Origin of the sequence: Pseudomonas sp. CAN1, from assembly GCF_030462585.1 — a bacterium.
In the GTDB taxonomy this organism is placed as follows: Bacteria; Pseudomonadota; Gammaproteobacteria; order Pseudomonadales; family Pseudomonadaceae; genus Pseudomonas.
Genome location: NZ_JASMRU010000004.1, coordinates 287,055 through 310,228, shown reverse-complemented (window position 1 = coordinate 310,228; position 23,174 = coordinate 287,055). Strand labels below are relative to the sequence as shown.

Annotated in this window: 23 protein-coding genes and 1 pseudogene; 6 read left to right on the top strand and 18 right to left on the bottom strand. The window is 59.5% G+C overall.

The window, feature by feature from the left end:
- The first annotated feature begins 34 nt into the window (after nucleotides 1-34).
- Nucleotides 35-658, top strand: a complete 624-nt coding sequence (locus QO207_RS08715) for a LysE family translocator (protein ID WP_301532050.1) — start codon at nucleotides 35-37, stop codon at nucleotides 656-658.
- Nucleotides 659-689: 31 nt separating this feature from the next.
- Here the strand turns inward: QO207_RS08715 and QO207_RS08710 are convergent, their stop codons facing one another.
- From QO207_RS08710 to QO207_RS08685, 6 genes are all read right to left on the bottom strand, one after another.
- Nucleotides 690-1,424: a hypothetical protein gene (locus QO207_RS08710; protein WP_301532049.1), complete on the bottom strand. Its 735-nt coding sequence runs from the start codon at nucleotides 1,422-1,424 to the stop codon at nucleotides 690-692.
- 60 nt (nucleotides 1,425-1,484) lie between these two features.
- Nucleotides 1,485-1,865: a RidA family protein gene (locus QO207_RS08705; protein ID WP_017520704.1), complete on the bottom strand. Its 381-nt coding sequence runs from the start codon at nucleotides 1,863-1,865 to the stop codon at nucleotides 1,485-1,487.
- Nucleotides 1,866-1,885: 20 nt separating this feature from the next.
- Nucleotides 1,886-3,994, bottom strand: coding sequence for a bifunctional GTP diphosphokinase/guanosine-3',5'-bis pyrophosphate 3'-pyrophosphohydrolase (spoT, locus tag QO207_RS08700; protein ID WP_301532048.1), 2,109 nt, complete (start codon nucleotides 3,992-3,994; stop codon nucleotides 1,886-1,888).
- Between the two features lie 60 nt (nucleotides 3,995-4,054).
- A complete protein-coding gene (gene rpoZ / locus QO207_RS08695) occupies nucleotides 4,055-4,321 on the bottom strand; it encodes a DNA-directed RNA polymerase subunit omega (protein WP_045217709.1) in 267 nt (88 codons plus the stop codon).
- A gap of 100 nt (nucleotides 4,322-4,421) precedes the next feature.
- On the bottom strand, nucleotides 4,422-5,033 hold the full coding sequence (gmk, locus tag QO207_RS08690) for a guanylate kinase (protein ID WP_045217706.1): 612 nt from the start codon (nucleotides 5,031-5,033) through the stop codon (nucleotides 4,422-4,424).
- A 52-nt stretch (nucleotides 5,034-5,085) separates the two neighbouring features.
- Nucleotides 5,086-5,949 carry a YicC/YloC family endoribonuclease gene (locus tag QO207_RS08685; protein ID WP_301532047.1) on the bottom strand — a complete coding sequence of 288 codons (864 nt, stop codon included), beginning with the start codon at nucleotides 5,947-5,949 and terminating at the stop codon, nucleotides 5,086-5,088.
- Nucleotides 5,950-6,114: 165 nt separating this feature from the next.
- On the opposite strand from QO207_RS08685, the gene rph reads away from it, so the two are divergent.
- A complete protein-coding gene (gene rph, locus QO207_RS08680) occupies nucleotides 6,115-6,834 on the top strand; it encodes a ribonuclease PH (RefSeq protein WP_301532046.1) in 720 nt (239 codons plus the stop codon).
- A 49-nt stretch (nucleotides 6,835-6,883) separates the two neighbouring features.
- A complete protein-coding gene (locus tag QO207_RS08675; protein ID WP_301532045.1) occupies nucleotides 6,884-7,255 on the top strand; it encodes a DUF4870 domain-containing protein in 372 nt (123 codons plus the stop codon).
- A 73-nt stretch (nucleotides 7,256-7,328) separates the two neighbouring features.
- Here QO207_RS08675 and QO207_RS08670 read toward each other — a convergent pair whose 3' ends face one another.
- A complete protein-coding gene (locus tag QO207_RS08670) occupies nucleotides 7,329-8,108 on the bottom strand; it encodes an exodeoxyribonuclease III (protein WP_037009721.1) in 780 nt (259 codons plus the stop codon).
- A gap of 81 nt (nucleotides 8,109-8,189) precedes the next feature.
- On the opposite strand from QO207_RS08670, the gene pyrE reads away from it, so the two are divergent.
- The gene (gene pyrE / locus QO207_RS08665) at nucleotides 8,190-8,831 is read left to right on the top strand and encodes an orotate phosphoribosyltransferase (RefSeq protein WP_301532044.1); all 642 of its coding nucleotides are present in this window, start codon (nucleotides 8,190-8,192) and stop codon (nucleotides 8,829-8,831) included.
- A 108-nt stretch (nucleotides 8,832-8,939) separates the two neighbouring features.
- On the top strand, nucleotides 8,940-9,455 hold the full coding sequence (locus QO207_RS08660) for a DUF4124 domain-containing protein (RefSeq protein WP_301532085.1): 516 nt from the start codon (nucleotides 8,940-8,942) through the stop codon (nucleotides 9,453-9,455).
- Between the two features lie 18 nt (nucleotides 9,456-9,473).
- Here QO207_RS08660 and QO207_RS08655 read toward each other — a convergent pair whose 3' ends face one another.
- The 5 genes from QO207_RS08655 to coaBC form a co-directional block, all read right to left on the bottom strand.
- Nucleotides 9,474-9,920, bottom strand: coding sequence for a thioesterase family protein (locus QO207_RS08655; protein ID WP_301532043.1), 447 nt, complete (start codon nucleotides 9,918-9,920; stop codon nucleotides 9,474-9,476).
- Nucleotides 9,921-9,983: 63 nt separating this feature from the next.
- Nucleotides 9,984-10,889, bottom strand: a complete 906-nt coding sequence (gene argB / locus QO207_RS08650) for an acetylglutamate kinase (RefSeq protein ID WP_301532042.1) — start codon at nucleotides 10,887-10,889, stop codon at nucleotides 9,984-9,986.
- Between the two features lie 27 nt (nucleotides 10,890-10,916).
- Nucleotides 10,917-13,541 carry a phosphomannomutase/phosphoglucomutase gene (locus QO207_RS08645; protein ID WP_301532041.1) on the bottom strand — a complete coding sequence of 875 codons (2,625 nt, stop codon included), beginning with the start codon at nucleotides 13,539-13,541 and terminating at the stop codon, nucleotides 10,917-10,919.
- Nucleotides 13,542-13,582: 41 nt separating this feature from the next.
- A complete protein-coding gene (gene dut, locus QO207_RS08640; protein WP_301532040.1) occupies nucleotides 13,583-14,038 on the bottom strand; it encodes a dUTP diphosphatase in 456 nt (151 codons plus the stop codon).
- A gap of 7 nt (nucleotides 14,039-14,045) precedes the next feature.
- Nucleotides 14,046-15,254, bottom strand: coding sequence for a bifunctional phosphopantothenoylcysteine decarboxylase/phosphopantothenate--cysteine ligase CoaBC (gene coaBC, locus QO207_RS08635; RefSeq protein ID WP_301532039.1), 1,209 nt, complete (start codon nucleotides 15,252-15,254; stop codon nucleotides 14,046-14,048).
- Between the two features lie 141 nt (nucleotides 15,255-15,395).
- Here coaBC and radC point away from each other — a divergent pair.
- Nucleotides 15,396-15,932, top strand: a pseudogene (gene radC / locus QO207_RS08630) (DNA repair protein RadC); the annotation flags it as partial.
- Nucleotides 15,933-16,056: 124 nt separating this feature from the next.
- Here radC and QO207_RS08625 read toward each other — a convergent pair.
- The 6 genes from QO207_RS08625 to QO207_RS08600 form a co-directional block, all read right to left on the bottom strand.
- Nucleotides 16,057-16,332 (bottom strand): HigA family addiction module antitoxin, encoded by a 276-nt coding sequence (locus tag QO207_RS08625; protein WP_301532038.1) that lies wholly within the window; start codon nucleotides 16,330-16,332, stop codon nucleotides 16,057-16,059.
- A 30-nt stretch (nucleotides 16,333-16,362) separates the two neighbouring features.
- Entirely contained in the window at nucleotides 16,363-17,649 is a 1,287-nt protein-coding gene (locus QO207_RS08620; RefSeq protein ID WP_301532037.1) for a hypothetical protein, read from the bottom strand.
- Complete coding sequence (locus QO207_RS08615; protein ID WP_301532036.1) at nucleotides 17,646-19,721, bottom strand: ATP-binding protein; 2,076 nt, start codon at nucleotides 19,719-19,721, stop codon at nucleotides 17,646-17,648. The genes QO207_RS08620 and QO207_RS08615 overlap by 4 nt, the downstream gene beginning before the upstream one ends.
- 11 nt (nucleotides 19,722-19,732) lie before the next feature.
- Nucleotides 19,733-20,779: a DNA cytosine methyltransferase gene (locus QO207_RS08610; RefSeq protein ID WP_301532035.1), complete on the bottom strand. Its 1,047-nt coding sequence runs from the start codon at nucleotides 20,777-20,779 to the stop codon at nucleotides 19,733-19,735.
- A gap of 126 nt (nucleotides 20,780-20,905) precedes the next feature.
- Nucleotides 20,906-21,301, bottom strand: coding sequence for a helix-turn-helix domain-containing protein (locus QO207_RS08605; protein ID WP_301532034.1), 396 nt, complete (start codon nucleotides 21,299-21,301; stop codon nucleotides 20,906-20,908).
- Nucleotides 21,294-23,168, bottom strand: a complete 1,875-nt coding sequence (locus tag QO207_RS08600; RefSeq protein WP_301532033.1) for a hypothetical protein — start codon at nucleotides 23,166-23,168, stop codon at nucleotides 21,294-21,296. The genes QO207_RS08605 and QO207_RS08600 overlap by 8 nt, the downstream gene beginning before the upstream one ends.
- Nucleotides 23,169-23,174 lie beyond the last annotated feature (6 nt).

Here is a 23,174-nt window from a genome sequence, read left to right as displayed (position 1 = left end):
CAGACTGCGCGACGCCGCTATCCGGGAGATCGCCATGTTTGCCGCCTTCGCGCTGGTCGCCAGCACCCACTTCGCCGCCCTGCTGTCGCCGGGGCCGGATTTCTTCCTGCTGATTCGCGCCGCGCTGCTGCGGGGCAGGCGCCATGCCGATGGCTGTGCGGCGGGCATCGCCCTGGCCAACCTGGCGAGCATGCTGCTGGTGCTGTTCGTCCTCGGCCTGCTGCCGGAGGTGGCCAGCCACGGGCTGCGGGTGGTGCAGCTGCTGGGTGGCGCCTATTTTGTCTGGCTCGGTGGGCAGGCGCTGCTGGCGCGGCGGGAGCTGGAGATTCCCACCGAGCTGGGCAATCAACGCCGCGGGGGATTTCTGCACGGGATGCGCGAAGGCCTGCTCGCCAGCAGCCTGAATCCCAAGCTGCCGATCTTCTACACCGGGCTGTTCGGCGTGCTCGGGCAGTTCCACCTGCCGGGCTGGGCGCTGGGTGTCTGCGTGCTGTGGATGGGCGCGGTGGTGCTGCTGTGGGACATGGCGCTGGTGCGCCTGCTGGATCGTCCGCGCTGGCGCACCTGGCTGCAGCGCCGGGTCACCGCGCTCGACCGCCTGTGCGGCGGCCTGCTGCTGGCGCTGGGTGGCTGGCTGCTGTGGAGCGGGCTGCGCTGACCGCGGTCATTCGCGCCCGCCCGCTGGCGGATCAGTCGCGCTCCAGGCTCCAGACCTTGTTGCCGGGCACGTACTGCGGCATCTCGTCGGCCTGGGCGCGGTTCACCGCCTCGAACAGCTCCAGCTTGTCGCCGTCGCGCTCGAACAGGTACTCGCGGCCCTGCTGGCCCTGTTGCAGCCAGATGCTGTCGTTGTCGCCGCTCATGGCCGCGCAGTCGCCGGCCAGGCACAGCGCGTAGCGATCGGCGCCGGGCATGCCTTCGAGGCTGCCATTGGGCTGGAACTTGACCTTGCTGCCCTTGCCTTCGCCTTCCTCGATCACCCAGGTGCCCTTGAGGTAGGCGGCGTACAGGGCATTCTCGAAGGTGCTGCCGGCCGGGCTCTGGGTGGCGGGCTGTTCCTTGGGGCGCTGGAAGCGCTGCTCGGGCCAGTTGTCGCTACCGACCTGCACCAGCTCCTTGCCGTCCAGCTCCAGGGATTCCTGGTTGCTGCCGTAGAAGTCGACGCGGTAATGCTTGGGGTCGACCTGGGTCAGCTGCCCTTCGCCCAGCTCGAAGCCATTGCTGAAGGTGGCCTGGCTGGCCTTGGTGTCGATCTTCCATTCCAGGTTCGGGCCGTAGCCCAGCAGTGCCTCGCGCAGCTTGCCGCCCTTGCCGGCGGCATCGATGGCGGCCTGGTTGACCCAGATGCCGGAAGGGTCGGAAGGGGTGCCGGCGCAGCCGGTGAGCAGGCCGATCAGGGCGCTCAGGATCAGGGCGCGACGCATGTTTGCTCCTTGCAGACAAAGGAACGGGGCCGCTGGGGCCCCGTAGGTGTTTCGTGACGCTTATTCGAGGACGACGATGGCGTCCATCTCGACCTGGGCGCCCTTGGGCAGGGCGGCCACGCCGATGGCGGCGCGGGCCGGGTAGGGCTGGACGAAGTACTTGCCCATGATCTCGTTGACCTTGGCGAAGTGCGACAGGTCGGTGAGGAAGATGTTCAGCTTGGCGACGTCGTGCAGGTAGCCGCCGGAAGCCTCGATCACCGCTTTCAGGTTCTCGAAGACCTGGACGGTCTGCTCTTCGAAGCCCTCGACCAGTTCCATGGTTTTCGGGTCCAGCGGGATCTGACCGGAGACATAGACGGTGTTGCCAGCCTTGATCGCCTGGGAATAGGTGCCAATGGCGGCCGGGGCCTTGTCGGTGTGGATAACGGTCTTGGTCATTTCGACTCCTTGGGGTGGGATCAGCTGCGCATGCGGGTGATGCGGATCACGCCCTTGAGCGCGCGCAGCTTCTTGATGACGCGGGCCAGGTGCACACGGTCATGCACGCTGACGACGAGCTGGACCACGCTGATGCGACCGTCGCGCTCGTCCATGCTGATCTTCTCGATATTGCCGTCGGCGGCGTTGACGCTGGTCGCCAGCAGGGCGATCAGGCCGCGCTGGTGTTCCAGCTCGACGCGCAGCTCGACGTTGAACTCACCGGTGACATCCTTGGCCCAGCTGAGCTGGATGCATTTCTCCGGGTTGTTGCGGATTTCGCTGATGTTCCGGCAGTTCTCCAGGTGCACGACCATGCCCTTGCCGGCAGACAGGTGGCCGACGATCGGGTCGCCCGGAATCGGTGTGCAGCACTTGGCGTAGCTGAGCACCAGGCCTTCGGTACCGCGGATCGCCAGCGGCCCTTCGGCGCTGGGCGCCTGCTCGCCTTCGCTGGACAGCAGGCGACGTGCGACCACGTAGGCCATGCGGTTGCCCAGGCCGATCTCTTCGAGCAGGTCCTCGAAGACTTCCATGCGGTACTCGGTGAGCACGCCCTGGATGCGCTCCTGCGGAATCTTCTCCAGGTGGCTGTCGAAGCCGGCCAGGGTCTTGTTCAGCAGGCGCTCGCCGAGGTTGATCGACTCGGAGCGGCGCTGCAGCTTGAGCGCGTGGCGGATGTGCGTGCGCGCCTTGCCGGTGACCACGAAGTTGAGCCAGGCCGGGTTCGGCCGGGTGCCCGGCGCGGTGACGATCTCCACCGTCGCGCCGCTCTGCAGCGGTTCGGACAGCGGCGCCAGGCGGCGGTTGATGCGGCAGGCGATGCAGCTGTTGCCGACGTCGGTATGCACCGCATAGGCGAAGTCGACGGCCGTGGAGCCCTTGGGCAGCTCCATGATGCGGCCCTTGGGCGTGAAGACGTAGACCTCGTCCGGGAACAGGTCGATCTTCACGTTCTCGATGAATTCCAGCGAGTTGCCGGCGCGTTGCTGCAGTTCGAGGATGCCCTTCACCCACTGGCGCGCGCGGGCATGGGTGCCCTTGGGCGACTCGTCCTCATCGGACTTGTACAGCCAGTGCGCGGCGATGCCGTGGTTGGCCATCTCTTCCATCTCGCGGGTGCGGATCTGGATTTCGATGGGCACGCCGTGCATGCCGAACAGGGTGGTGTGCAACGACTGGTAGCCGTTGGCCTTGGGAATCGCGATGTAGTCCTTGAAGCGACCGGGGAACGGCTTGTACAGGTTGTGCACGGCGCCGAGCACGCGGTAGCAGGTGTCGACCTTGTCGACGATGATGCGGAAGGCGTAGACGTCCATGATCTCGTTGAACGCCTTGCGCTTGCCGCGCATCTTCTTGTAGATGCTGAACAGGTGCTTCTCGCGGCCCAGGACCTGGCCTTCCATGCCTTCGCGGGCGAGGCAGTTGACCAGCGATTCCTGGATCTTGCCGACGATCTCGCGGCGGTTGCCACGGGCCTTCTTCACCGCCTGGCGGATGCGTTCGGAGCGCATCGGGTGCATGGCCTTGAAGCCCAGGTCCTCGAATTCCACGCGCATGCTGTGCATGCCCAGCCGGTTGGCGATGGGTGCGTAGATCTCCAGGGTTTCCTTGGCGATGCGCCGGCGCTTTTCGCCCGACAGCACTTCCAGGGTGCGCATGTTGTGCAGGCGGTCGGCCAGCTTCACCAGGATCACGCGGATGTCGCGTGCCATGGCCATGGCCATCTTCTGGAAGTTCTCGGCCTGTGCCTCGGCCTTGGACTCGAAGTTCATCTGGGTCAGCTTGCTGACCCCGTCCACGAGTTCCGAGACGGTTTCGCCGAACTGCGCAGTGAGCGCTTCCTTGGCGATGCCGGTGTCCTCGATCACGTCGTGCAGCATGGCCGCCATCAGGCTCTGATGGTCCATGTGCATGTCGGCGAGGATGTTGGCGACGGCGAGCGGATGGGTGACGTAGGCCTCGCCGCTGCGGCGGCGCTGCCCGTCATGGGCCTGCTCGGCGTAGTAGTAGGCGCGGCGGACCAGGTTGACCTGATCCGGGCCCAGGTAGCTCGACAGACGGTCGGCGAAGGCATCTATGCTCGGCATGGGCTTACCCCCTGCCGAGCGGTACGTCGCAGTGCACCGATTCGTCGGCCGGACATCGACTTACAGGGCCTCGTTGTTGGCCTCGTCTTCGAAGGCAGCGAACAGCGGTTCTTCTTCAACCACGTCCTCCAGCAGAACGATTTCGTTGTCGATCAGGCCGGAAGCGATTTCGCGCAGGGCAACCACGGTGGGCTTGTCGTTCTCCCACGGTACCTTGGGCTCTTTGCCGCCGGTGGCCAGCTGACGCGAACGCTTGGTGGCGAGCATGACCAGCTCGAAACGGTTATCGACGTTGTCCAGGCAGTCTTCAACGGTGACGCGGGCCATGGTGTTCCTCGTTACTAAAATGTAGGCCCGGAAAATGCCGGGCGGACTGGATAGTCTAAAAAATCGCCAATCTTTATGGAAGTGCCTTCTCTCGGCGACTTCAGGCCAGCAGGCGTTGCAGCAGCTCGGTATGGCGTTGCTGCTGGGCATCCTGGCGCAGCTGGCGGGCGCGGAAGATCGCCTTGAGGTCTTCCAGCGCGTGGGCGAAGTCGTCGTTGATCACCAGGTGATCGTATTCCACATAGTGGCTCATTTCGCTGACGGCTTCCTGCATGCGTCGCTCGATCACCTCGTCGCTGTCCTGGCCGCGGTTGGTCAGGCGCTGGCGCAGGGCTTCCTGGGTCGGCGGCAGGATGAAGATCGACTGCGCCTGGGGCATCAGCCGGCGCACCTGCTGCGCGCCCTGCCAGTCGATCTCGAGGATCAGGTCGTTGCCTTCGGCGAGGGTCTTCTCGACCCAGCGCTGGGAAGTGCCGTAGAGATTGTCGAAGACCTGCGCGTGCTCAAGGAACTCGTTGCGCTCGAGCATGGCGCGGAAGGTGTCATGGCCGACGAAGTGGTAGTTCACCCCGTCCACTTCGCCCGGACGCATGCCGCGGGTGGTGTGGGACACGGAGACGCGCACGCTGGGCATGGCGTCGAGCAGGGCCTTGACCAGGCTGGTCTTGCCGGCACCGGACGGAGCGGAAACGATGTAGAGGGTGCCGGACATGGCGCTTTCCTGGGGTTGCAGTTGACGGTGGTTGAAGCCGGAGGTGTCCGGCTTACTCGATATTCTGGACCTGTTCGCGCATCTGCTCGATCAGCACCTTGAGGTTGACTGCGGCCTGGGTGGAGCGCGGGTCGAACGCCTTCGAACCTAGAGTGTTGGCCTCGCGGTTGAGTTCCTGCATGAGGAAATCCAGGCGCCGGCCGGCAGCGCCGCCGGCCTTGAGCACGCGACGCACCTCGGTGACGTGGGTGGTCAGGCGGTCCAACTCCTCGGCGACGTCGCTCTTCTGCGCCAGCAGGACCATTTCCTGCTCCAGGCGCTGCGGGTCGAGTTCGGCTTTCATCTCGGTGAAGCGGTCGAGGACTTTCTGGCGCTGGTTGGCGAGCATTTCCGGCACCAGCTGGCGCAGGTTGGCTACGTCTTCCTGCATGGCGGACAGGCGCTCGTCGATGATCTTTGCCAGCTCGGCGCCTTCGCGGGCACGGCCGGCCTTGAGCTCGTCGAGGGCCTGGGTGAAGGCGGCGAGGGCGCTGGCGTTGAGCGCCTGCGGGTCGGCGGCGTCGCCCACCAGCACACCCGGCCAGGCCAGCACGGCCAGCGGGTCGAGCGGGGCGGGGCTCTTGATCAGGTCGGCGACGCTCTCGGCGGCGGCGACCAGCTGCGCGGCGCGCTCGCGGTCGACCTGCAGCGCCTTGCCGGCGTTCTCCTCGTTGAAGCGCAGGGTGCATTCCACCTTGCCGCGCGACAGCCCCTGGCGCAGCGCCTCGCGCACAGCGCCTTCGAGGTCGCGGAAGGCTTCGGGCAAGCGCAGGTTGGGCTCGAGGTAGCGGTGGTTGACCGAGCGCAACTCCCAGCTGAGGGTTCCATGGGTGCCGGCGCGCTCGACGCGGGCGAAGGCGGTCATGCTGTGGACCATGGAGTCACCTCTCTGAATGGGCTGGGAAAACGGCCGACAGGTCGTCGGAAACCGGTAATTGTACCCCAGCGTGGCGCGCAGCAGCACGCCAGCGGTGGTTGCGCCCGTCTGCTGGCCTCTATAATGGCGGACATTCCCCGCCAGCAATCTGTACAGGATGCCTCCATGAACCGTCCCAGTGGCCGCGCCGCCGACCAACTGCGCCCGATCCGTATCACCCGCCATTACACCAAGCACGCCGAGGGCTCCGTGCTGGTCGAGTTCGGCGACACCAAGGTGATCTGCACCGTCAGCGCCGAATCCGGTGTGCCGCGCTTCCTCAAGGGCCAGGGCCAGGGCTGGCTGACCGCCGAGTACGGCATGCTGCCGCGCTCCACCGGCGAGCGTAACCAGCGCGAAGCCGCCCGTGGCAAGCAGGGTGGCCGCACCCTGGAAATCCAGCGCCTGATCGGCCGTTCCCTGCGCGCCGCGCTGGACCTGACCAAGCTGGGCGAGAACACCCTGTACATCGACTGCGATGTGATCCAGGCCGATGGCGGCACCCGCACTGCCTCCATCACCGGCGCCACCGTGGCGCTGATCGACGCCCTGGCCGTGCTGAAGAAGCGCGGCGCGCTCAAGGGCAACCCGCTCAAACAGATGGTCGCTGCGGTGTCCGTGGGCATGTACCAGGGCGTGCCGGTGCTGGACCTGGACTACCTGGAAGACTCCGCCGCCGAGACCGACCTGAACGTGGTCATGACCGATGCCGGTGGCTTCATCGAAGTCCAGGGCACTGCCGAGGGCGCACCCTTCCAGCCGGCCGAGCTGAATGCCATGCTGGAGCTGGCGCAGCAGGGCCTGCGCGAACTGTTCGATCTGCAGCGCGCCGCGCTGGCGGACTGATCCGACGAGCGGCCAGCCCGGCCGATCATCAAGTGCAAGGAGCGAAAGGATGAGCGACGAAGTACTGGTACAACAGCTTCAGCCGAGCCAGGAGGCCCGGCAGTGGGCGATGTTCTGCCACTTCGCCGCCTTCCTCGGCTTCATCTTCCCCTTCGGCAACCTGCTCGGGCCGCTGATCGTCTGGCAGATCAAGCGTGAATCGGACCCGTTCGTGGACCGCCAGGGCAAGGAAGCGCTGAACTTCCAGATCACCGTGAGCCTCGCGGTGGTGGTCAGCTTCCTGCTGATGCTGGTGGTGATCGGCTTCTTCCTGCTGGGGCTGGTGAGCATCGGCGCACTGGTGCTGACCATCATCGCCGGGATCAAGGCCAATGAAGGGCTGGACTACCGCTATCCCTTCACCTGGCGGCCGATCAAATAAGCGCGCTCCAGACACGAAAAAGCCGGCTCGAAGCCGGCTTTTTTCTGCCCGCCTCGCGGCGGCGTGACAGGACTCAGATGCTCAGGGTCCAGTCGTAGTCGACGATCAGCGGCGCATGCTGGGAGAAGCGCGGCTGGCGCGGCAGCTTGGCGCCACGCACGAAGCGGCGCAGACCCGGCGTGAGGATCTGATAGTCGAAACGCCAGCCCAGGTTGAGCAGCTCGGCCTGTTCGCTTTCCGGCCACCAGCTGTACTGATCGCCTTCGCGGTTGACCTCGCGCAGGGCGTCGACATAGCCCATGGTGCCGAAGATCTCATCCATCCAGCCACGCTCGGGCGCCATGAAACCGGGAGATTGCTGGCATTCGCGCCAGTTCTTCACGTCCAGCTTCTGGTGCGCCACGTACAGCGAACCGCAATAGATGTATTCGCGGCGCTTGCGGCGCTGCTTGTTCATGTACTGGGCGAAATCGTCCATGAACTTGAACTTGTGGTTCAGGTTCTCGTCCCCTTCCTGCCCGGTAGGCAGCAGGAGAGTGGCGATACTCACCTTATCGAAATCGGCTTGCAGGTAGCGCCCGTAACGATCGGCCATCTCGAAACCCAGGCCGCTTATGACAGCCTTGGGTTGCAGACGACTATAGATTGCGACGCCGCCCTGACTGGGCACTTCGGCATCGCAGGCGTACAGGAAGTAGCCATCCAGTTGGTAGGACGGGTCATCCAGATCGAAAGCGGAGGCGCGGGTATCCTGCAAGCAGATCACGTCGGCATTCTGGGCTTGCAGCCAGCTGAGCAAACCACGCTCGGCCGCAGCCTGAATACCATTCACGTTCACACTGATGATCCGCATAAATGGCCCCCAAAATCACGTGTGTGTATGATACCCGAGCTCAAACGGTTTAGCTAAATTCATACCGGCCGGTTCTTTCCCATGCACGCATATCAACGCGATTTCATCCGCTTCGCCATCGAGCGCGGCGTTCTGCGCTTCGGTGAGTTCACTCTCAAGTCCGGGCGCACCAGTCCATACTTCTTCAATGCCGGTCTGTTCAATACCGGTGTTGCGCTGTCCCAGCTGGGTCGTTTCTACGCCAGCGCGGTGGTCGACAGCGGCATACCTTTCGACGTGTTGTTCGGGCCCGCCTATAAAGGAATCCCGCTGGCGGCCGCTACAGCCATTGCACTGGCCGAACAGCACGGCCGCGACCTGCCCTGGTGCTTCAACCGCAAGGAAGCCAAGGATCACGGCGAGGGCGGTACGCTGGTTGGCGCTCCGCTGGTCGGCCGTGCGCTGATCATCGATGACGTGATCACCGCCGGCACCGCGATCCGCGAGGTCATGCAGATCATCGACGCCCAGGGCGCCCAGGCGGCCGGCGTGCTGATCGCACTGAACCGCCAGGAACGCGGCAAGGGCGAGCTGTCGGCGATCCAGGAAGTCGAGCGCGACTTTTCGATCCCGGTGGTGAGCATTGTCTCGCTGGAGCAGGTGCTGGAATATCTGGCAGGCGATGCGCAACTCAAGCAGCATCTGTCGGCAGTCGAGGCATATCGAGCGCAGTACGGCATCTAACCGAACAGGGTATCTGGCATGACCAAGCAGGGTGCTTTCCACTACAGGGCGTTGTTGGGGTTGCTGGGTATCCTTTTGGCAGGGCAGGTCGGGGCGGCCGGCGTCGAGATGTATCGCTACGTCAACGACAAGGGCATCACCGTCATCGACCGCCTGGGCGTGCCGCCGCAGTACATCGGCAAGGGCTACCAGGTGCTCAACGACCAGGGCCGGGTAGTTCGCGAGGTGCCGCCGGCACCGACCGCCGCCGAGATCGAGCAGCGCAAGGCGGATGCCGCTCGTGCCAGTTCCGACCAGCAGCTGATGCGCATGTACACCAGCGTGGAAGACGTCGATCGCGCCCGCGACCGCAAGCTGGCCGAGCTCGATGGCCTGGCCAGCGTGGCCCGCGGCAACCTGCAGTCGCTCAAGACCCAGCAGGCCAACCTGCAGGCCCGCGCCGCCGACCAGGAGCGTGCCGGGCGCCAGGTACCCGATGACCTGGTGGCGCAACTGGGCAACCTGCGTGACGACGAGCAGCGTCTGCAGCAGGACATCACTCGCTACCAGCAGCTGCGTATCCAGGCGCAGGACAGCTTTGCCGCCGACCGGGCGCGTTTCGCCCAGATCTCCAGCGGCAACTGAGTCGCCAGCTCGCCGCGCTTACTGCTGCGGCGAGCAGCGCTCGAATTCGTTGATCTTCCCGCGCAGCCAGTCCGGCAGGGGCTGGCTCGTGCGGTCTTCGCCAGCGTACGCGTAGATCAGCTCGCCCAGCGTCAGCAACTGCTCGTCGCACCAGATCGAGACCTGGAAGGTCAGGCTGCTGCGGCCCAACCGGCTCACGCGCACGCCCATTTCCAGCCAGTCGTCGAAGTGCGCTGGCGCCAGGTATTCCAGGGTGGTCTTCACCGCGAACAGGTCGCCGCCGCCGCGCAGCAGGTCGGCCGGGTAGCTCACGCCCAGGTGGCGGTAGTACTCGGTGGTGGCGACGTCGGCGTAGGTCAGGTAGTTGCCGTTGAAGACGATGCCTTGAGGGTCGACCTCTGACCAGCGCACGCGCAGGCCGTGGAAGAAGCTGAAGTCGTTGCGGGAAACGGGTGATGCGGCCATGTCAGACAAACTCCAGACAGAAAAACACCCGCGTGGATCGCTCCAGGCGGGTGTCGTTTTCGATCAGCGCGACTTGCGGTTGGTGATCAGCGTGCCGACACCGCTGTCGGTAAAGATCTCCAGCAGTACCGCGTTGGGTACACGGCCATCGATGATGTGCGCGCTGGTCACGCCGCCCTGCACCGCTTCGAGAGCGCAGCGGATCTTCGGCAGCATGCCGCCATAGATGGTGCCGTCGGCGATCAACTCGTTGACCTGTTCGGTAGTCAGGCCGGTGAGTACCTCGCCCTGCTTGTCCATCAGGCCGGCGATGTTGGTGAGCAGCATCAGCTTCTCGGCCTTCAGCGCTTCAGCCACCTTGCCAGCCACCAGGTCGGCGTTGATGTTGTAGGACTCGCCGTTGGCGCCCACGCCGATCGGCGCGATGACCGGGATGAAGTCGCCCTGCACCAGCATGTTCAGCAGGTCGACGTTGACCCCGGTGACTTCGCCGACGTGGCCGATGTCGATGATTTCCGGCTTGGTCATCTCCGGCGTCTGGCGGGTGACGGTGAGCTTCTTCGCACGGATCAGCTCGGCGTCTTTCCCGGTCAGGCCGATGGCGCTGCCGCCATGACGGTTGATCAGGTTGACGATGTCCTTGTTCACCTGGCCGCCGAGGACCATCTCCACCACGTCCATGGTCTGCGCGTCGGTGACGCGCATGCCATCGATGAAGTGGCTCTCGATCGACAGGCGCTTGAGCAGGTCGCCGATCTGCGGGCCGCCACCATGAACCACCACCGGGTTGATGCCGACGGCCTTCATCAGCACCACGTCGCGGGCGAAGCTGTTCTTCAGCTCGTCCGTTTCCATGGCGTTGCCGCCGTACTTGATCACCAGCGTCTTGCCGACGAAACGGCGGATGTAGGGCAGGGCTTCGGCAAGGACGCGGGCAACCTGGGCGGCGTCATCGCGGCTCTGGGTCATGGTCGGCTCCAACAGATTACTTGAGGGTCAGAAGGGCAGGCTGAGGGCGGGGTCGACCGCTTTCAGCTGGGTGCGGAACACGTCCTTGATGCGTTCCAGTTCTTCCTGGGTGTCCGCCTCGAAACGCAGCACCAGCACCGGCGTGGTGTTGGAGGCGCGCACCAGGCCCCAGCCTTTGGGGTAATCCACACGCACGCCGTCGAGGGTGGTGAGGTTGGCTTCACCCCACTGGCCACGGGCCTGCAGCGCCTCGATGAGGGCGAACTTGCCTTCGTCGGTGACGGTGATGTTGATTTCCGGGGTGGAGATGTCCATCGGGAAGGCGGAGAACACGCGCTCGGCGTCGCGCTTGTCCAGGCTGATGATTTCCAGCAGGCGCGCGGCGCTGTAGATGCCGTCGTCGAAGCCGTACCAGCGTTCCTTGAAGAAGATGTGGCCGCTCATCTCGCCGGCGAGCAGGGCGCCGGTTTCCTTCATCTTCTTCTTGATCAGCGAGTGGCCGGTCTTCCACATCACCGGACGGCCGCCGTAGCCGCTGATCAGCGAGATCAGGCGACGGGTGCATTTGACGTCGAAGATGATGTCGGCGCCCGGGTTGCGCGATACCACGTCCTTGGCGAACAGCATCAGCAGGCGGTCGGGGTAGATGATGGTGCCTTCGTTGGTCACCACGCCCACGCGGTCGCCGTCGCCGTCGAAGGCCAGGCCGAGGTCGGCGCCGGTCTCCTTGACCTTGGCGATCAGGTCCTCCAGGTTCTCCGGCTTGCCCGGGTCCGGGTGGTGGTTGGGGAAGGTGCCGTCGACGTCGCAGTACAGCGGGATGACCGTGCAGCCCAGGGCTTCGATCAGTTGCGGGGCGATCACGCCGGCGACGCCGTTGCCGCAGTCCACTACCACTTTCAGCGGCTTGGCCAGGGCGATGTCATCGCGGATCTGCTTGAAGTAGCGCGGCAGGATATCGACCTGCTGCACGCTGCCCACGCCAGAGGCGAGGTCGTCGTTCTGGATGCGCTCGCGCAGGGCCTGGATCTGCTCGTTGGCCAGGGTCTCGCCGGCAACGACGATCTTGAAGCCGTTGTAGTCCGGCGGGTTGTGGCTGCCGGTGAGCATCACGCCGGATTTGCCTTCCAGCACGTTGGCGGCGTAGTAGAGGACCGGGGTCGGCACCATGCCGACGTCGGTGACCTGACAGCCGCAGTCGAGCAGACCCTGGATCAGCTGCTGGACCAGCTCGGGGCCGGACAGGCGGCCGTCGCGGCCCACGGAGACGCACGGCTCGCCGCGCGCCAGGCTTTCGGAACCGATCGCGCGGCCGACCCAGTAGGCGGTCTCGGCGGTCAGGGTATCGCCGACCACGCCACGGATGTCGTAGGCGCGGAAAATGCTGGCGGGCAGCTGCGGGGCTTTAGGCGTGCTCATAGCGGGGGTTTGCTCCAATCCCAGGAGATCCTGGTCTTCATCAAGTATGTCGATGTCCAGAATGTCGGTGTTCTGGAACAGCGGGTCGACCAGTGACGCCTCGGCCTTGGCCGGAGCGCCGACCTCAACCATCGCCGGGGCGGGTTGGGCTGGCGCTGCGGGGGCGGCGGCCGGGACACTGGCACCGTTTGTTTCGGTCTTGCGGCGCGGCTGGCGAGCCAGCGCCTGAGCCAGCACCTGCAGGCTCGGCAGGCTCAGCTCAGGTGCTTTGGCAGTGCGTTGGCCGGCGAGTTCCTGAATGAACTGGCCCAGGGCGTGGGCGTCCTTGCTGACCCGGCGCTGCATCGCACTTTGCGCCAGATACAGCCCGAGCAGGCCGCCGACGAGCGCGAGCAGCGCGGCGATGCCCAGCAGGGCTGGCGAGTACAGCGAATCGGTGAGGCTCGGCCCGGGGGTGAAGGTGAGCTTCCAGTTCGGGTTGCCACTGGACAGGTTCAGCACCGTGGTGCCGGAAGCCTGGCCGCGTTGCAGCAGGACCTGCGCCGGCGAGTTGCCGAACTGCTGGGCCAGCTGCAACTGGCCGATATCGGCCGACATCGGCGGCAGGCTGTCGATCAGGCGTTGCAGGTCCACCACCAGCAGCAGCGAGCCCTGGATCGAGTTGTCCGCGGCGCGCAGCGCGGTGGGGCTGTAGACCAGCCAGCGGTTGCCGACCTTGTAGGCTTCCGGCGCCACGTTCTGGCCGCTCTCGACGCGGTGCAGCATGTCCAGCGCGGCGTAGTTCAGCGGGCCGGGGCGGTTGGCGTCCTGCACAGCCTGGCCGTTGGCGTTCAGGTGGACGTCCACCAGGCCATCCAGGTGACCCTGGGCGAGGGACTTCTCCAGCGCGGCAATGCGCGCCGGATCGTTGCCCTGCAGCGTTGGCAGCAGTTGCGGATCGCCTGCCATGCTGCGGCTGTCGGCCGCGAGCAGGCTCAGCGACTGGCGCAGCGCGCCGGCCTGGTTTTCCGACCAGGCGCTGCTCAGCTGTGCGGTGTGGGTCTGCCCGGCCTGGCCGAACAGGCTGAACCAGAGCAGGGCGCTGGCCGCGGCGACACCAGCGACGGTGACGACGAAGGCCGGCAGCAGCGGTTTGAGGTCGACCTTGGCGGCGGGTCCTCTGACGGCCTTTTCCGCCGGAACGAGTTCCGGCAGCTCGGCGCTGTCCTTGGCAGTGCGTTGGAAAAGTTTCATGCAACGTCTCCTCGGCGATTCATCCTGAAATTAGGAAAGGGTCAATGGCTGCCGGAATGCCCGAAGCCGCCGGCGCCGCGCTGGCTCTCGTCGAAGCTCTCGACCAGCTCGAAATGCGCCTGTACCACCGGTACCAGCACCAGTTGGGCGATGCGCTCGCCGATGGCGATCCTGAAGGCCGTATCACCACGGTTCCAGCAGGAGACCATCAGCTCGCCCTGGTAGTCCGAGTCGATCAGGCCGACCAGGTTGCCCAGCACGATGCCGTGCTTGTGGCCCAGGCCGGAGCGCGGCAGGACCAGCGCGGCGAGGCCCGGGTCGGCAATGAAGATGGACAGGCCGGTGGGGATGAGTACGGTCTGGCCCGGTTCGAGGACGCAGTCCTCCTTGAGCATGGCGCGCAGGTCGAGGCCGGCGGAACCCGGAGTGGCGTACTGCGGCAGCGGGAAGTCGCTGCCCAGGCGGGGATCGAGGATCTTGGCTTGCAGGGAGTGCATTGAGTTCTCAGTGTTGATTGATGCGTTCGGCGATGAAGGCGATCAGCTGGCGGGCAATCTTGCCCTTGCTGGTCTGGGCGAACGCAGTCTTGTGCAATTCGCGGTCGATGACCGTGATGGCGTTCTCTTCACTATTGAAGCCAATTGACGGATTCGCCACGTCATTGGCCACGATCAGGTCGAGATTCTTGTCCTTGAGCTTGCGCGAAGCGTAGTCGAGCAGGTTCTCGGTTTCCGCGGCGAAGCCGACGCTGAACGGCCGATCCTCGCGCAGCGAAAGGGTGGCGAGGATGTCGGGATTGCGCACCAGCTGCAAGAGCAGGCCATCACCTTTGGTGGGGTCTTTCTTGAGTTTTTGCGTTGCGACCAGTTCCGGGCGGTAGTCGGCCACCGCGGCGGAGGCGATCAGGATGTCCGCCGGCATCGCCGCTTCGCAGGCAGCGAGCATGTCGCGGGCGCTGACCACGTCGACGCGGTTGACCCGGTCGGGGGTGGGCAGGTGCACCGGGCCGGTCACCAGGGTCACGCGGGCGCCGGCCTCGACAGCCGCCTCGGCCAGGGCGAAGCCCATTTTCCCGGAGCTGTGGTTGGTGATGTAGCGCACCGGATCGATGTTTTCCTGGGTCGGCCCGGCGGTGATCAGGATGTGCTGGCCGGTCAGCGCCTTGTACTCGAAGCAGTCGGCGGCGCGCTGTGCCAGCTCCTCGGCTTCGAGCATGCGCCCGAGGCCGACGTCACCGCAGGCCTGACTGCCGGCGGCGGGGCCGAAGAAGTGCAGGCCGCGCGAGCGCAGCAGCTCGGCATTCACCTGGGTGGCCGGGTCGCGCCACATGGCCTGGTTCATCGCCGGTGCAAGGGCGACTTGCGCATCGGTGGCCAGTACCAGGGTGGTCAGCAGGTCGTTGGCCACGCCCTGGGCCAGGCGCGCCATGAGGTCGGCGGTGGCCGGGGCGATCAGCACCAGGTCGGCCCAGCGGGCCAGTTCGATATGTCCCATGGCCGCTTCGGCGGCGGGGTCGAGCAGGTCCAGGTGCACCGGGTGGCCGGACAGCGCCTGGAGGGTGAGCGGGGTGATGAACTCGCGGCCGCCCTGGGTCATCACGACACGCACCTCGGCGCCCTGGTCGCGCAACCGGCGGACCAGTTCGGCGCTCTTGTAGGCGGCGATACCGCCGCCGACGCCCAGAACGATGCGTTTACGATAGAGCCGCTGCATAGGCCAGCCTTAAATACGGAAATGGATGACGCGCGCTGAAGCCGATGACGCCTCCCCAGGCCTCCGGCTGCGCGAAGCGAGGGGGCTAAGATAGCACAGCGCCTGCGCGGGAACAGCGGGGCCCCTGAGCTGGGAGGTTGCGTGAGAATTCTCGATTGGCCTGCGGCGGAACGCCCCCGGGAGAAGCTGCTGGAACGGGGTGCGGCGAGCCTGAGCGATGCCGAATTGCTGGCCATCTTCCTGCGTACCGGCGTCGCTGGTTGCAGCGCTGTCGACCTGGCGCGCCGGCTGCTGCTGGAGTTCGGCAGCCTGCGCGCCCTGCTGGAGGCGAACCTGGACGCCTTCTGCCACCACCATGGGCTGGGTCCGGCGAAGTTCGCCCAGTTGCAGGCGGTGCTGGAGATGGGGCGCCGGCACCTGGCCGAGGACATGGATCGCGGCCCGGCGCTGGAGAGCCCGCAGGCGGTGCGCGACTTCCTCAAGGCGCGGCTGCGCCACGAGCCCCATGAGGTATTCGCCTGCCTGTTCATGGACAACCGCCACCGCATGCTGGAGTTCGAGGTGCTGTTCCACGGCTCCATCGACAGCGCCAGCGTCTACCCGCGGCAGATCGTCAAGCGCGCCCTGGCGCACAACGCCGCCGCGCTGATCCTGGCCCACAACTACTCGTTAGGTGAGGTTGACGGCTGTAACCAGGGTCTACGCCGCAGATCTGAATAGAACCTGAGCCGCACGTGTCCCCGAGGGGACCTACCTTGTAGTGCCCTCGGCGACAGCCTAACGAGGTCGTGCAGACGGTTTGCTATGGATATATCCGTTTGATCGTCGGATGCTGCCGCTTTCTCGCTTGTGCTAGGTCGAAAGCGGACTGCATTGCTAACCAATTGCTCGCGACACCTATCCCTGCTAGCTCAAGCCTAAGAGCAAGGTCTGCACTCACGCCAGCTTTGCACTCTAAGACACCAAGAATCTCAGTCTCCAGATACCCAAGATGCTGAGAGAGCTCTCTGGCAGAAATTTTGAGTGCTGGAAGAACGTCTTCCCTCAATAGTTCACCGGGGTGGGGTGGGTTTAGCATGCATGTCACCGATTCAAATTAATGTCGATTTCATGTCGGAGCCTGGCGGCCCGCAATCATAGAGCTAATTTTGTCTTGTTGTTGGGTAACCCAGTCATCGTATTTGTCCAAAGAGTACCGCGCTTTTCTCAATAGCGACTTTGAGCGCTCCAGTGCATGTGCGTAATCGCCGGGCTTCTCGGTCAGAAGTACATCTAGGTCGACGCCATTGATTGACGATTCCAGTGCCTTTTTTGAATAGCTCTGGAATATTTCTCTATGATCCGCCCGGCCGACGGAGCCTCCATTAGATGCAGACAGCCCTGAGGGATCGGTACTGGCTGGGGGGAGCCGTGTACACCAGAACGACATGGACGTCATGTCAGGCACCGAGTCGGTTGATTCGACGTGATACGAAAATGGAGGGTGCATGTGCGACTTTGTCTTGTAATCACCGTCAATCAAAAGCCGTAGCTTCCATATCCCAAAAGATGCTGTAAAACAGTTCATGTGCTGAACTGTTGTCAAGGCTTCTTGTGTGATTTGGCGAGCTTGAATGTATTTCGGGCTGATGCCCATTTTCCCTTCTAAGTATTCAGAGATAATTGCGGGGTCTACAGACTCTAGTACAGAGTTGATTAGGCGAACAAATGCATCCGGGTCTACTTTTCTTTTGTCTGTTCTAGTGGTGATAAGGAAGACCCAAGGTTCGGTGCGATAGTAAACCTGGTGTACTAGTAGCTTGTGGAGTGCAGTGTATAGACTCCCCCACGTTCCAGGCTTGTGCTTAGCGAAAGAGGCGCAAAGATCGATGTTGATTACATCGTAAGTTTTGCACTCTTCGAGTACTTGCTGACTTACGATTGACTTAGGGTCGCAAAGATCCTCGAAACGTTCAGTTAGCAACGTGCTCTCTTGGTCGACATAGTCCAGTGATCTGACTTCGTTCAGCGACAAAGCTTGCTCCGCTTGCTGCTCCTGTTGATCTTCCTCAATGTAGTTCAGGCCTAGAAATTTAAGCTTTACCCCTAAGTCGTTGCACGTTTCTTCGAGGGCGCGAATGTCTAGAAGGTCCACGCCTGGAAGACTAAGATAATTGAGCGAGCGGCTTTTTTCTTTTAGCTTGAGTGCTTTTGCTATGGCGGAGGAGAGATAGTTCCACTGATTGTCGCGTATCCATTGCTTTCTCGGCTTATGCCAAGGAGCAAACTCTGTCTTTAGCATGGGCGACGTATGAACTGTCACCGTGGGGGCTACTCCGATTGGGAGGTCGAAGTCCGAATCAAAGGAGTCTTCCGTCTCTTTGTGTTCTTCTGTGTTGACATCCATATCATTCATTTCCCAATCTCTAGGACCATTACTTCAAGTATCGCGGAGACCAAGCTTTCAAATCTCTCTTTAGATAGATGCTGGTCTATCCCATAAACAGTCAGAATCGAGGCAAGCGTCTTGGCCTTCTCCTCGTTCAGCATCTGGCGCGCTTTGTCCCTCGGCGAGGCAGCCTTGTTCCGCAAGATAGGTGCCAGAGCTTTTTCTCTGTTCAGCTCAATTACGGATTTGCTGTGTGTTTCCTCTTCAAATTTGAGTGTGGCACTCTCGGTTTCGAGGTACCGAATTGATTTTGGTGCTGATGCCGTTTCGCCAGAAATCTTTACGTGTTCTGAGACAATGCTTCTAAGTTGCTCGAAAGTTTTCTCTTTTCTTTCGCCAAGAGTCGTTTTGTTTATGTTTCCAGAGAGCAACTTATGTTTGTTCATTAGCTGGCGCATCGCCGAATGCAACCAGTTCTTGAGGATTTGGAAGTGAGGGTGCGCTATGTTGAATGATTCGCGGTCGATATTGAGCGCGGCGTCAAGCCCTTTAATTACAAAGATTTCTGCGGTGATTTGGCGTAAGCGAGTAAGTTCGGAAACTTGGTACTTTAAAAAAGTCTCGTCAAAAAGCGTTCCCGAGGCGCCGTTTATTCGGATTAGAACCCCGTTGTGTTCTTTTGGAACAATTTTCTTGGTCCAGTAAAGGTAGGCTTCAAACTCAAGCTCGCCGCCCCGATATTGCTCAGGAATAACGCTGAGATCAGGCTTTGCACGGCCAATAAATATTAGCGGGTTGGTTATGGCATGGTCTAATGGCTTAAAGTTCCCATATTGAAGCGGTCGAGTAAGCTTGATGCCATCCACAAATACGTTGAACGGAAGGCTGTGTGCCTGAATCGATTTAAATTTATATTTAGCCGCAATCGTCTGGCCCGAGTCTAGCTTGACTTCCGCAGGGCTTCCCTTTTGCTTGTTGTCTATCTGAAATATCTGCGCACCGTCGGTACTCTCAATTTCGAACGGATGCTTTTTAAGATAGGGAAGCGGGATCGAAAGGCTCAATACCCAAAGCATCCTAAGATAATAGTCCAAATGCTCCTGAATGCTAGGTCCCTTGCTTGATCTGTCGGTGGGGTCTACCGCCGCAGAAAGTCTTTCTACCAGTTGCGGGAATTTATCTTCTGAGTTCGCATCACTTTTCCAAGGAAGCTTTGCTTCCTTAAGGATTACACCGTTATGTACGTCTATCTCTCCGATATGGAAAAGAGGTTCAACGATGCTAATGCCACCTTCAAATCCATCATCACCAAAGGCTATCGCTAAGTCTGCTTCGGTTTTGACTTCTTCCTCTTTCTTCTCGCTCTCATCTTTCTCTCTAAGCGCATCCCATGTCATTTTAGAGAGAAGGGCTTCTTTCACGTGACTTCTTAGGTCAAGCAGCAGTATTTCGGTTCCGTGCGAGTCGATATCGTTAGCTTCAACAAACTTTATCTCAACTTCGCCGGTTACAAATTTTTGACCCTCCTCTTTCTCAAGAAGGGCTTCTGACTGCGGCATCAAAAGTATGTCGCAATATATGCGTTTGCTACTGCCTTTTGTTTTCGAGATGATAACTACATGGTGAGTTATCTGTGAGACTGAAAACAGACCTATCCCGAGTTTTCCAATGAGAGGGCGCCCCTCCTTGCTCTTAGTGGGGTCGTCGTCACTGGAAATATTGAAATTTTGGCCTTGCTTTGTTCGTTTGAGACTGCCGCCAATATGACATATCACATGGGCCAGAGTTTCTTTGGTCAGGCCTCTGCCATTATCGCGCACTGATATTTTTGAGAACCGGGGGAAGTCTGTTTCTACGCGAACTTCCGTTGCGTCAGCGTCGTATCCATTGGCGATTAATTCACGTAGCGCAGATGCAGGGTCTCGGTAGATACCATCAGTGATCCGTGCGAAAACTCGCTCGTCGGTCATTAAGCGCGCCTTTACGGTTTCCCCGGAGTCGTGCGCGCTTGCAAGCTTGCTATTGACTAAGTCTTCTGTTTGCTCAGTCGCTTCTAGCGGATCACTTTCATTTTGTGGATCATTTTGCTGAACTTCCATGTACTAGTCCCTTAAAATAATAAGTCTTTCAAGCTCTCGGCTAGCGCGGTTGCTACCGGGGGTGGAACCGCATTGGATACTTGTTTAACCTGTGCGCTTAGGCTTCCGCAAAGTCTGTATGACTTTGGGAATCCTTGAAGCTGCATCGCCTCATAGATACTCAGGCGGCGGTGCCCTTCAGGGTGAACATGTATCTCGCGATTTCCGTAAGCTACAGTTCTGCTCGGTTTGCCCCACTCAAGTTTAATGAATGAGCGACCGCCAGTAGGCATTTCGCCGGTTAAGAAGCGCTTTGATTTTGGTTGCATAGTCCAATGATTGGGGTGGAATGGAATGTCGTTCTCTCCACACCCTTTCTTGTAATAGATTGGCTCTGGTAGACCATGGATAGCTTCACGAACGGTCTTATGAGTTAATGCCGTTGGCTCTGGAAACTTGAAGCTTGTACTGTCTATATGCTTGCTAACTCCAGCGATAAAGTAGCGGTGTCGCTGTTGTGGAACTCCAAAATTGGCTGCGTTGATCTCTTTTTCATGAATGATAAAATTCTCTGACAGCTTTTCCCGTAGCATCGAAAGGAATTCGGTATTTTTGCTTGCAAGAATTTCCGGAACGTTTTCAAACAAGAAAAACTTTATCTTTGAGTGCTCAAAGAAATAGTTAACAATTTCTGCGTACTTAACGGCTAGTTGGTTTCTAGGATCACTAAAGCAACGGCCAGTATTTCCGCGCGAGAACCCTTGGCAGGGAGGGCCGCCAATAACTCCATCAATATGCCCATCTAGGCCTGGAGCGATGACTGCTTGCTGGTAGAGCTCTGCAGCGCTGGTCTCTAACAGGTCTATCTGGTTAGCTCTTTTTCCTGCATGGTTGCGGTTATATGTTTGAACGGCGGACAAGTCGTAGTCGGCGGCATATACAACATCAAACCCTGAATTTATAAATCCTAAGTCCAATCCACCTGCGCCGCAGAAGAGGCTCACAAGCTTCGGGCCCGCAGATTCACTTGGTAATTCGGAGCTTGCAGAGAAAAACTTCTCCGAGACGTTCATGTTCATAATTTGCGCAACCTAGTATTAAGCTCGCGCTATATATCACGTTTTTGGTGAATTTTCAATAGGTGGGGCACGGTTTCGCAATTTCTATTAAAGATTTTTCTCGTACGCGAAAATCCCCAAGAAAAGCTAACCGTTGATTGGCTTTGGGGCTGAGCGGAGCAGTTTTCGAAGCTCGGCAAGCTCCCGCTGCTGGTGTTCCGATTTTGATTTGGCTTCCTGCCAGGCAGAAAAATAGTGATCAATCAGAGCGGCAAGTTTTTCTTGGCGCAAGGTGAGTGCCCTATTTTCTCTCGTAAGTTTATCAACGGTGTCCTTTAGTGTCGGGGGCTCCGGCCGACTGGATTTATTCAGTTGACGAATTCTTTCTAGGGCGTCCTTGTGATACCTATAGATGGTATTTCGTGAGACTTCTGCGATATTGCAAACAGCAGTTATGGTTATCTGCTTGTCAGGACTTTCCTCATGCAAAGTTCTGATGGCTTCCATTATTCGATCGGCTGATTTTTGTGTTCTTTCAGTCATCTTCCTGGTCCATGTCATCAGTTATTTTGATTTTCTGAATTAACTCTGATGCCTCTTCTATCCGCGCCCTAGCTAGTCTGGCAGTTTGTAGGGGGATATCAGGTTGCTCTAAAATTTCCAAAGATTTAATTATTTGGTATTCCCAATAAGGCGTATGCTCTTTGGTTAAAGCAAAATTTTTACAGGAGGCGCATGTAGATGGTTCTCTTCTGAGCGGGCTAGGACCGAAATTGCTTCCTTTACAACTGCTAAACTCTTTCCTGTATATGCAGTATCCCCAGTCACACACTCCAAGAGTAAGGCCTGCATCTACAAGAATTCTTGCATAAGTGGTGATTTCTTGTTTCATGCTTGCTCCTTGAAAGCTGGGGCGCTTGGCAATAATCTCATCTCCGGCTCGTCCTCCAAGAAGTGGTGTCTCGAGCAAATGCTCCCAAGCGGTAATGGACTGCTCGACTATAATTGAGTCAATTTCTGACGAAAGATCATAATCCTGGCCGCTATAGCTGAAATCTGTAATCGCTCGTTCACGGTGCCCAAGCTGCTGTGACAAGGCGAAGAGAGAGGATCGGTCTCTAAGAGCTGCAAATCGAGCGAATGTTTTTCGTCCTTGATGCGTTGAAAGACGCCATTTTCGACCGTTAATCTTAGGCAGGTCTAACCAATCGGAATAGCTTAGCAATGCCCCTCGTAATCTATCCCTAGTTGATATTTCTATTGGTGTTCTGCATGTATGCTCCCATTCAGCCGAACCAATGTTTTTGCTTCGTAGCCACAGGTCATTTCTGGCGGTTTGTAGACGATGCTTTTCTGATAACAAAATTAGGACTTCGATAGCTTTCTGCGTAAGTGGTGGTGCTACCCATTCATGAGGCCTACCGTAATACTCAGCTTCTTGCTTGAATATTCGCCCAGCAATTACGGTTAGCTCTAGACCATCCCCATTAGAGACACGTCTTAGGCAGTTGTCTTTTAATGTCAAAATTTCACTTACTCTTGCGCCTGTTAGATAGGAGATCAACACGAAGCAGGCGGTGTATAGGGAGTTAATAAGTTTTGATAGGTCTTTCGCCGACCTTATTCTAAATGCGCGGGGCTGTTGTATATGCAGATTTGCGGCAGAGAGCTTTTTCGATGCCTTGCTAAGTGCTTGCTTTCGAGGTGTGCCGCTTTTTTGCTCTATAAGCATTTCATCTGAGTATATTTTTAAGCCAGCTAATGTTACTGCTGGAGCGGACTTTATTAATAGTTTTGATCTTTCAATTAATGGTAGAGCTATTTCATTTGGCGTATATGGCCAAAACTCTCGCTCCATGGATGTGAAGTATGCTGCACTCTGCGGTGGCGAGATTTTTATGTCCAATTCTGTTTTGAAATTGAGAAGGTAGGATATTATTGATAAGTATTTCTGGACGGTTATTTGTTTAATATTTCTACCGTTATTTATGGTTCTTTTTGAAATGTATGATCTGAATTTCAGTACTAATTGGTCGTCTAGGAAGTCAAAGCTTGGTATGTCGTTTTCGAGCATCCATATTAATAGTGCTCGCAGGTAGTCAAATAGTTGAGATACACTCTTTGATTTTTGTGGCATGCCATTCAAAATTGAGCGCGTTTGCGCTAGATATAGCAGTTTTTTTGATTTCTCGAGTAGCCCCTGGTGCTTGGTCGCAGTGAATAACTCATCCTTTGAAACACGAAATGCCCAGTTCAGTTTGCAAGGTTTAGTTTCTTCCACTGCATTTGTCGGAGATAGTGTCCAGACGTCATCCTCCCACTTACAGTTAGATAGGAAGGTGTTTCTATCTTCTTGAGAGTCGCCCTGGCTCTGGCTATCTGTTGGTTTTAACGGGTTGTATTTTTGCATGTTTGC